Source organism: Aquiflexum sp. (assembly GCF_041749095.1).
GTDB lineage: Bacteria > Bacteroidota > Bacteroidia > Cytophagales > Cyclobacteriaceae > Aquiflexum.
Genome location: NZ_JBGTCA010000432.1, coordinates 1 through 8,239 on the forward strand (window position 1 = coordinate 1; position 8,239 = coordinate 8,239).

The 8,239-nt window shown below is 35.1% G+C and carries 11 protein-coding genes; 2 read left to right on the forward strand and 9 right to left on the reverse strand.

The window, feature by feature from the left end:
- Positions 1–267: 267 nt before the first annotated feature.
- The 7 genes from ACEW8O_RS19825 to tpiA form a co-directional block, all read right to left on the reverse strand.
- Entirely contained in the window at positions 268–2,916 is a 2,649-nt protein-coding gene (locus ACEW8O_RS19825; RefSeq protein ID WP_373496363.1) for a carboxypeptidase-like regulatory domain-containing protein, read from the reverse strand.
- Between the two features lie 14 nt (positions 2,917–2,930).
- Entirely contained in the window at positions 2,931–3,668 is a 738-nt protein-coding gene (locus ACEW8O_RS19830) for a GLPGLI family protein (RefSeq protein WP_373496364.1), read from the reverse strand.
- A gap of 56 nt (positions 3,669–3,724) precedes the next feature.
- The gene (locus ACEW8O_RS19835) at positions 3,725–3,880 is read right to left on the reverse strand and encodes a hypothetical protein (RefSeq protein ID WP_373496365.1); all 156 of its coding nucleotides are present in this window, start codon (positions 3,878–3,880) and stop codon (positions 3,725–3,727) included.
- A gap of 205 nt (positions 3,881–4,085) precedes the next feature.
- The gene (locus ACEW8O_RS19840; protein WP_373496366.1) at positions 4,086–4,313 is read right to left on the reverse strand and encodes a hypothetical protein; all 228 of its coding nucleotides are present in this window, start codon (positions 4,311–4,313) and stop codon (positions 4,086–4,088) included.
- A 28-nt stretch (positions 4,314–4,341) separates the two neighbouring features.
- Entirely contained in the window at positions 4,342–4,530 is a 189-nt protein-coding gene (locus tag ACEW8O_RS19845) for a hypothetical protein (RefSeq protein WP_373496367.1), read from the reverse strand.
- Positions 4,527–5,357 (reverse strand): 50S ribosomal protein L11 methyltransferase, encoded by an 831-nt coding sequence (gene prmA, locus ACEW8O_RS19850; protein WP_373496368.1) that lies wholly within the window; start codon positions 5,355–5,357, stop codon positions 4,527–4,529. The genes ACEW8O_RS19845 and prmA overlap by 4 nt, the downstream gene beginning before the upstream one ends.
- Before the next feature lie 270 nt (positions 5,358–5,627).
- Complete coding sequence (gene tpiA / locus ACEW8O_RS19855) at positions 5,628–6,389, reverse strand: triose-phosphate isomerase (protein WP_373496369.1); 762 nt, start codon at positions 6,387–6,389, stop codon at positions 5,628–5,630.
- A gap of 74 nt (positions 6,390–6,463) precedes the next feature.
- Between tpiA and ACEW8O_RS19860 the strand changes: the two genes are divergently transcribed.
- Together ACEW8O_RS19860 and ACEW8O_RS19865 are read left to right on the forward strand one after the other, a co-directional pair.
- Positions 6,464–6,979 (forward strand): regulatory protein RecX, encoded by a 516-nt coding sequence (locus ACEW8O_RS19860; protein ID WP_373496370.1) that lies wholly within the window; start codon positions 6,464–6,466, stop codon positions 6,977–6,979.
- A 44-nt stretch (positions 6,980–7,023) separates the two neighbouring features.
- On the forward strand, positions 7,024–7,527 hold the full coding sequence (locus tag ACEW8O_RS19865) for a hypothetical protein (protein ID WP_373496371.1): 504 nt from the start codon (positions 7,024–7,026) through the stop codon (positions 7,525–7,527).
- Between the two features lie 5 nt (positions 7,528–7,532).
- Here the strand turns inward: ACEW8O_RS19865 and ACEW8O_RS19870 are convergent, their stop codons facing one another.
- Positions 7,533–8,030 carry a heme-binding domain-containing protein gene (locus ACEW8O_RS19870; protein ID WP_373496372.1) on the reverse strand — a complete coding sequence of 166 codons (498 nt, stop codon included), beginning with the start codon at positions 8,028–8,030 and terminating at the stop codon, positions 7,533–7,535.
- The coding region (locus tag ACEW8O_RS19875; protein ID WP_373496373.1) for a heme-binding domain-containing protein at positions 8,027–8,239 on the reverse strand (213 nt) is incomplete at its 5' end. The genes ACEW8O_RS19875 and ACEW8O_RS19870, both read right to left, overlap by 4 nt.

Genomic DNA, 8,239 nt, shown 5'->3' on the forward strand with positions numbered 1-8,239 from the left:
CTTCCGGATGGCCTAATCCGTCAGTCCAATCCATTTACAGCAAATGTGGAAGAGGGGGTTGGGTAATCAGAACCTTCTTAACTTTTGATTCATTTTTGTTTGGAATACTCCTTATTGGGTGATCAGATATTTGTGGATACTTGATATTCATTGATATTTTAGCAGCTTAAAAATTGATAAACCTCTTTTCTTATAGAAAGAGGTTTAATAACCACTTTGCTGAAAGTATCCTTCTAACCAAAATCAACAACAGAAGTAAGTCAAAATTTATAACCTCCTTTTTATATTAAACCCAAGATATCCTGGAATTCGATTTACTGAATTTTGTATGAATTGGTTTCCATTAGAGAAGATTTCAATGATTTCTGAATTATAAAGATTCAACAGATCATTACCAATTAACCCAATTTCCCATTTTTCACCTTCCTTTTTATAGTTAATTTGAAAATCCAGCACATTTAAAGTATTTGTGAAATCATTTGTCTTAAAATCCGAATATGTATATTTCAAAAAGTAATTTAAGTTATTACCCCATTTACCATTCACTGATCCAAAAGGACTAACAATTCTTAATTGGTTTTTAGTCTCCATAAGTTCGAAATAAGTTCTAGAATACCTACGTTCAAAACCAAATTCAATTTGGGGTATGTTGTCCAACCCAAATGTTCTCAATGAGAAAGTATTTGAAATGGAAATCGTATTAAAAAAATTGGGGTTATTTTCTATGAAATTGACTGAATTCAAATTGACCAGAGTGTTGCTATTTTTAAAAATAAATGGGATGAATTCCAATCTTGTTTCAATACCTCCTGCTAAAGTTGATCTATTCTCCTCTGATCCCAACGTAAAAGTAAGTGTATTATAATCGATAAAGAAAGAATTGTCAGTTGAGCTAATATTATCCCGATTCAAATAATTTCCAAAAATATAGGCAGTTGTACCTGAATATACATCAACAAATAAGTATTGAAGAGAAAATTTATCAACTATACTTAAATCACTATACATAATATCTGAGCCATCAATAAGATTTCTAAAATCCCTAATTCTAATTCCTTGAACCAATTTGGCAACTTCCGGAACTTGAAACGTCCTATCGTAAGAAGTTATTAATGAGTTCAAAGGATTAAAATCAAACCTTAGTTGGGCGTTTGGAAGAAAATTAATTAGTCGTGAACTTTCCTCTACTTCCTGAACCTTCAAAAACGTTTCACCTACTTCAAAACCTATTTTAAATTTGACCAATTTTTTCTGGTCACTTTTTATTCCAGTACCGACATAGTACCTGGTATTTTCGATCCCCATACTACCAGACAAATCCAAATCCTGATTGGATGGACTAAAACTAATCGAAGAATGATTAAGCTGAAATCCGGCAAAATAATCAATTAACAGGGATTTATATATTTGAGTGAATTTTGTAACACCTCCCCACTCCCATTCATATTCCCTTTGTGTCTGCCCTACCGATTCGGTTGGGAAATCAAAAATCTGGCCGTCAGAAACTAGATTTAGGTTTTCATATATTCTTTTGTTATCAAAATACAAATTATTGGTCCAAATAAGATCCGATTTTATTTTCTTAAGATAACTTACCTGATGCCCAAAGTAGTAATTCGTTAATGTTTTATCTGTTACAAATTCCTGAGATTGTTCAAGTAATTTTGAATCTATAGTTGAATTATAGCCTATTTTGGAAAGGTTAATAATATTAGTGAAATTGAAAAAGCTCTTATCACTGTTGCTATATTCTAGATCAATATTAATTTGTCCAAAAAGCCCTTTTTCTTCAGTCAAACTTTTATCGATTGACATTATTTCCTGATCTGAATTCACAAAAGTCCTCAAACTCTGAAAGTCCATGTTTTGCTTTTGAAAATTAGTCAGTCCATGGCTTTTTATTTTAAAATTCGGATTTAGACGGTGGGTAATTGAATATCCGTTAAAATTAACGGTTCTTGAAATAACCCGGTCATTTTGAGATAAATATTCCGGAGCGGAAACAACCGATCGTGAAATACTTAAGTCGTTATTTTCTAATTGCTTTTTTATTGATCCATCGAAATTGGAATAATCTTTTTGGGATAAAATAGGCTTATTGATATTATTTAAATCTGTAATAATGGCCGCCTGAGTCTTCTTTCTGAAACTAAATAGGTTAGCAAACAAATCAAACCTATTATAATAGGCTCCAGTTATTCCTATTTCCCCTGAAATTTTGTTTTTGGAATCCTCTTTTATTCGAACATTAATGGCCTCCTGATCAGAATTCTGAATCCCCTTTAAAACTTTGTTTTTTTGATAATTCCCTATTAATTCAATCCCTCCTACCATATCTCCACGGAGATTGTCAGTGACAATTTTATGGTTTGAACCAAAAAGACTTTCTCCTTCAATCAGTAGATTATTGACGGTTTTACCGTTGGATTTTATAATCCCATTTCTATCCACTTCGATTCCAGGAAGTTTATTCAAAATATCCTTTAAGGTTTCTTCCCTTCCTGTTAAAAATAAATCAAGGTTATAGAAAGTTGTATCCCCATTAATTTTAACTGCAGATTTATGAGATTCAATAATATATTCATCTAAATTTTTAATTTCATCATCCAAATTAAAATCCAATCTTGTTTCAAGTTCATTGGCTTGAAGAGTGATACTTTTATATGATTTAACAAAACTCATATGGTTTGCGAGAATTATGAATTCCCCAGATTCATTATAATCCATCGAAAAATAGCCATTTGGTTTTGAAATTGTATAGCTTAAAGTTGATGTTGAATCTAATGTGAGTAATTGAATAGTTGCAAATCCTATTCCTTCCCCCTTGTTGTTTTGAACATACCCATTGATCCGACTTTGTCCAAAAGACATTGCCATACTGACAACAATAAAAAAAATCACAAAAATAGACTTCATTAATTTTTATATTTTTAAGTACCTTCCTCCATCATTTTCTTGAGTTGATAGGCTTTATCATGTTCAATTCTTTCAAATTCTTTTCTAGTTATTGATTTACCTGTTGGCCTACTTTCAAATTCAATTTTTTCATTGACATATTTGAATTTTTCCAACTTAAAATACATTTTGTCGGTCTTTAATTCAACAATAAGTCCTGGAAGTCCCGAATAAAACCAAGGTCCATCAGGTATGGGAATCTCGCTGGTAAACCATGCTTCAACTTGATAATCGGTCAATTTATTTATGGCTTTAAAACACTTAAACTCCCCAATTATTTTTTCCTCTTTCGTGATTTTCCATTGACCAAATCCAAGGCTATCAATAATAGTATATTCTCTACCAAAAATATCTGCATTTTCGAAATATAAGTTATCTTCAAACTTTTTAATAAGGTAGGTTGGCTTCTTTTGAGCTTTGGTAACCCTAATATTGACATTACCGAAATTTATTTCACGATCAATTGGAGTATTATTTGGTATCAGAAGAAAAGTAGAAACTCCATTACAAAACGTTAGTTTATAAGATTCATTTGGATTAGAAAGTAGAATAAATTCTTCTTTAATATTAGGCCTTTGATCTTTGTAGGTTTCTTCCATAATATTGGCAGGCCCCTCTACATTCAATAATTTAGAATATACAGCTTCAAAAGTCTGGCTAAAACCAAACTGGCTTATAAAACAAAATAAAATAAAAACTCCTGTTTTTTTCATTCATTTAAAATTTTAATCAGCCTTCAGAAAATTTTCTAAAGGCTGATTGTTTTTAATTATTGTTCAGGTTCTATACAGATTGTGAAATAGATGTGAATCCATTCCCCACTACTGGTATGGATCCAGTAATCTGTAGTTGTACATTCTTGGGTAGCCTCAGCCTGAAAAGAGAGGCCTAATAAAATTGGAAGCATTAACAATAGCTTTCTCATAATTAAAATAGTTAAAATTGTTTAAAATAATTTTTATGATTAAAAATGGCCATGAATTAATCATGTTAAAGAAAGAAAGAAAGAAAGAAAGAAAGAAACAAATTTTTAGTTCTCTTTTTCTAAAAAATTAAAAATTTAAACAAAAAAATTATTACACTTCAATTTTAAATTCAATTTCGAGTATTTTGAGAAATTAGCTTTATTTTTAATTTAAACCATTATTTTTCCCTTCTCTCCATAACTCAAAATCATTATTGAAATCCTTAAAACTCTTCATTTGATTGGATTCAATTGCTTTTTCAGATTCTAGCGCATTAATATTGATAACTTGTTTTTGAATAAGTTCTTTAATAAAATCCAACACTTTTTCCTGTTCGTCTGATTCCAACAAAAGCAAATGGCTTAAAAGATCCTTATTTATAACATTTTCCATGAATACAATTTATTGATATTTTTCCAATTTATAAAACCCTCCTCTTATACCTCCCCCAAAAATATACAGGTAATATCAGGGCTTTCAATTTCCAATCATTTTTCTCTTGGATATCCAAAGTCTTATTCTGATGCACAGCATTGTACATCTTTGAAGCCAAAAGGGTATGCCCGATCAGTATCAAAAATAGGATGGCATATATGATTAATTCAGTCATGACTTTTTCAGAATTAAAGCGGCCCAGTTGTCTTTGGTTTTTTGGTCTGTCAATTGTAAACCGAATTGCACTGCTTTTGATTCGATATCTGAAATGTCATGTTCATAAAATCCACTAAGTAATAAATAGCCATTCGTTTTGACCAATGTGGCATAAACCTCCATTTCGTCCAAAAGCACATTCTTATTGATATTGGCCAAAACGATGTCAAATTCACCTTGTGGTTTCACTTCCCGAACGGTTCCCATTCCCATCCTAACATTTGACATCCCATTCAAATCGAAGTTTTCATTGCCATTTTCGACACACCATTCGTCTATATCAAATGCCTCGATGACTTTAGCACCTAGTTGATGCGCCATAATGGCCAGAATACCCGTTCCTGAACCGATATCTAAAACCCTTTTTCCGGAATGATCGGTGGTCAATTGGTGGGAAAGCATCAAGAATGTAGTGGCATGATGTCCTGTACCGAAGGACATTTTGGGATTGATCAGGATGTTATATTTGAATTCTGGTCTAGCTTCATGAAAAGAAGCCCTGACATAAACCTGATCTCCAACTTCGATGGGATTATAGTTTTTTTCCCATTCCTCATTCCAATTGATTTTGGGCATCTTGCCTTTAGCCACCTGAATGGAAGCAGCTTCCTGATATTGTTCAATGACTTGTTGAAATGAATTTCTATCAAAAAGGTCTTCCTGAATATAGGCATCAAAACCTTCATCCGTCTCCAAAAAAGAATCATAGCCGACCTCTGAGAGTTCGGCTATGAGTATTTCACGGAATGGTTCCTTACAGGAAAACTTGAATTCCAGGTATTGCATGGGCATTTACTTCATTATTCATCATTCGGAGTTCGATATTCAAAGGTGGAATAATGTCAATTTAGACTAGTTTGAAGGCTCGATTAATATCTACGCTTCAATTTTTCCTCGAGAGATTCTTCACTTCGCTACAGGATTAGCTTTAAATTCCCAACTTTCAGAAAGCTCGTTCAGAATGACGGAGCCTTACATCGGTCATCCGTCTTCGGTCTCCCGTCTTCCATCCCACATTATCTAGAATCTCGCCTCTCGTCTCTCGCTTCTCAACCATCAAAACGATTTCACAATCTCCACAAAATCCCTTGATTTCAAGGAAGCTCCACCAATTAATCCTCCATCTACGTCAGGCTTGGAAAACAATTCCTTTGCATTGCCTGGATTGGCACTGCCGCCATATAGGATGCTAATGTTGTCAGCCAATTCTTGTCCGTATTTACTAGCAAAGTGACCTCTCAATGCAGCATGCATTTCCTGAGCCTGATCGGAGGAAGCTGTCCTGCCTGTTCCTATTGCCCAGATTGGTTCGTAGGCAATAACTATCTTTGACATTTCTTCAGGTGTAAACCCAAAAAGACTTTCTGTCAATTGGTGTTTAACATAATCTTCATGTGTTTCTGCCTCACGGATTTCCAAAGGTTCACCACAACAGAAGATCGGCGTCAGACCATTTGCCAATGCCTGTTTGGTCTTTTCAGTCAACAATTCATTGGACTCTTTAAAATATTCCCTTCTTTCACTATGTCCGATAATCACGTAAGTTGCACCAAAAGATGCCAACATGGAAGCTGATGTTTCTCCGGTAAAGGCACCGGAAGCTTTATCAGAACAATTTTGGGAGCCTAGAAAAAGGTTTGGGGTATCTCCTATCAGCTTTTTGACGGAATAAAGGTGAACAAACGGTGGGTTGAGTACAGTGACCACATCCTTGATGTTTTCATCCTTTAGCATATTGACGATTTCTGAGGTCAGCTTTTGGCCTTCTTCGAAATTGAGGTTCATTTTCCAGTTTCCGGCTACAATTCTTTTGCGCATGGTGTTGAATGGTTTGGAGTTTAAAATTTGAAAAAAATAACACATAAAGTTACTTTGGGTTAAAATTACACAAAATGTCCTACCCACGAAAAGATTATGACCGGGATCAACCCAAAAAATATTGGTCTTTGTCCGAAGCAAAGGTTCGGATTGCTTCTTTTTGTGCCTATCAGGAGCGGTACCAACAAGAGGTAAGGAGCAAACTGCATGAACGGGGAATCTATCGGGAGGAGGCTGAGGAGTTGATTGCTTATTTGATCAGTGAGGGTTATCTGAATGAAGAAAGGTTTGCACAGGCCTTTGTCAGGGGGAAATTCAGGATCAAAAAATGGGGCAGAAATAAAATCCTACAGGAACTGAAATCCCGGCAAATCAGTCCCAATTGCATCAAATCAGGAATGAAGGAAATCGACGAAGAAGAATATTGGGACACTCTTCTCCATTTGGTTGAAAAAAAAGCAAGCATGATAAAAGAATCTGATGATTTCAAAAAAAGGTACAAGACCCACCAATATCTGATGGGCAGGGGTTTTGAAAGTGATCTGATCCAAAGCGCCATAGAAACCATTTTTTCAAAACAAAATCTTTAATTATTGAAAGCAAAAGCCTAATTTGCGAAAGATTTGATCGTCAGATGATTCAGAAATTATTCCCCTTAGACAAAAACTACATACTCCGTCAGGCCCAATCAGTGTTGGAAGAAAGCCTTTTGGACACCATGGTTTTTGAGCTTAAAAAATCCTACACCCAATTGTACAATCCGTTGATGCTGATGGATGAGACTTTTGCCACCATTCTGGATACGTACGATTATCCAAAAGACAGGCTTAGGATGATTTACAGGCAATTATGTGGAATCTACCGTTTTAAAAACAGGGACAATCAATTGGAATTGCTTTTTGACGGGCGCACTCATTTTGAAAAATTCCAGGAAGACTGGTCCGCACAGTTGATCGCTTGGATCCATGAATTGGGCTATCATGAACAATATGTCAAAACCATGTTGCGAATGACTTTACTCCACGATACCGAAAGCAGGGCAGAATGGGCAGAGAACCACTGCAAGTTTTTTATCAATCAGCATTTTGAGTTGAAAATCATCAAGAGAAAAGGGGAATTGAGGTTGAAGATTGCTTAAAAAAATTACCCCTCCTCATCCCATTCTTCCTCCTCATCATCCTCTTCCTCCATCACCAAATCCATGGTTTCCTCCGCCCAGGCGACAATCAGGTCACGCTGTTCATCCGTCAGTTTGGCTGAAGGATGCATCAAAGTGTAGATTCCCATAGGCATATTGCCTTCCCCCACTTCGGTAGAAATATCATCAAGTAAGGTCAGCTTTTTGATCATGTCATTTTCTTGCCAGGTAGAAAAATTAAGTTCTTCCCTAGCTTCCCTGACATCTTTGGCCACAAGCCATGATGAAGGTGCCATATAAGAATACCATGGATAAATGGTCTCATTGCTATGGCAATTATAGCAAGAGGTTTTCAATATTCCGGCTACTTCCTGACTGACAATACTACTTAAAAGGATATCCCCTGGATTATTGGATTCTACAGCAGGCAATTCATAAGGTACAAACTGAATGCCTATAAAAACCAATATCAGAACGATTAGGATTAACTTTCCTAATTTCATTCTTTGGGGGATTTCTTTTTACCGGCACTCCATTCCAACAAGGTTGCCAATTCAGTTTCGGTAAGTTTACCTTCAGGTTTGTTTTCCAAAAATTTTGCAGGAGGCATGTCGCCATCTTCTAGTACCTCAACGATTTTTCCTTTGGTGGCCATCTGCTTGGCCCTTTTGGAAGCTTCGAATTCATCCCAATCCAGTTTTTTCTTTCCTTT